This window comes from Coprococcus sp. RTP31081st1_H1_RTP31081_211007 (assembly GCF_040227275.1).
Classification (GTDB): Bacteria; Bacillota; Clostridia; order Lachnospirales; family Lachnospiraceae; genus Coprococcus; species Coprococcus aceti.
Genome location: NZ_JBEHVP010000021.1, coordinates 1 through 1,218, shown reverse-complemented (window position 1 = coordinate 1,218; position 1,218 = coordinate 1). Strand labels below are relative to the sequence as shown.

The window sequence follows — 1,218 nt, the reverse complement described above, 5'->3', positions numbered from 1 at the left end:
AAGCCTATCAACCTTGTAGTCTTCAAGGGGTCTTACTCCGAAGATGGGATATCTTATCTTGAGGGGGGCTTCACGCTTAGATGCCTTCAGCGTTTATCCCTGCCAAACTTGGCTACTCTGCCATGCCTTTGGTAAAACAACAGATACACCAGAGGTTTGTCCATCCCGGTCCTCTCGTACTAAGGACAGCTCCTCTCAAATATCCTACGCCCACGCCGGATAGGGACCGAACTGTCTCACGACGTTCTGAACCCAGCTCGCGTACCGCTTTAATGGGCGAACAGCCCAACCCTTGGAACCTGCTACAGCTCCAGGATGCGATGAGCCGACATCGAGGTGCCAAACCACTCCGTCGATGTGAACTCTTGGGAGTGATAAGCCTGTTATCCCCAGGGTAGCTTTTATCCGTTGAGCGATGGCAATCCCACTTTATACCACCGGATCACTAAGTCCTACTTTCGTATCTGCTCCACCCGTCGGTGTCGCAGTCAAGCTCCCTTCTGCCTTTGCACTCTTCGAACGGTTTCCAACCGTTCTGAGGGAACCTTTGAGCGCCTCCGATACTCTTTCGGAGGCGACCGCCCCAGTCAAACTCCCCGTCAGACATTGTCCCCCAGCCGGGTTACGGCTGCAGGTTAGAAACCCAGTACTGTAAGGGTGGTATCCCAAGGTTGGCTCCATGGCAACTGGCGTCACCATTTCCTAGCCTCCCACCTATCCTGTACAGACAGTACCGAATCCCAGTATCAAACTGGAGTAAAGCTCCATGGGGTCTTTCCGTCCTGGCGCAGGTAACCAGCATCTTCACTGGTATTTCAATTTCACCGGGTGTGTTGTTGAGACAGTGCCCAAATCATTACGCCTTTCGTGCGGGTCGGAACTTACCCGACAAGGAATTTCGCTACCTTAGGACCGTTATAGTTACGGCCGCCGTTTACTGGGGCTTAAATTCAAAGCTTCGATTGCTCTAACCTCTCCTCTTAACCTTCCAGCACCGGGCAGGCGTCAGCCCATATACCTCACCTTTCGGTTTTGCATAGACCTGTGTTTTTGCTAAACAGTTGCTTGGGCCATTTCTCTGCGGCCACATCTCTGTGGCACTCCTTCTCCCGAAGTTACGGAGTCATTTTGCCGAGTTCCTTAACAACACTTCTCCCGCCGGCCTTAGGATTCTCTCCTCATCCACCTGTGTCGGTTTACGGTACGGGTACTTATGAA

1 rRNA gene is annotated in these 1,218 nt (G+C 52.4%); it reads right to left on the bottom strand.

The features are described 5' to 3' along the window. Nucleotides 1-1,218: ribosomal RNA gene (locus ABUA31_RS14360) — 23S ribosomal RNA — on the bottom strand; the annotation flags it as partial.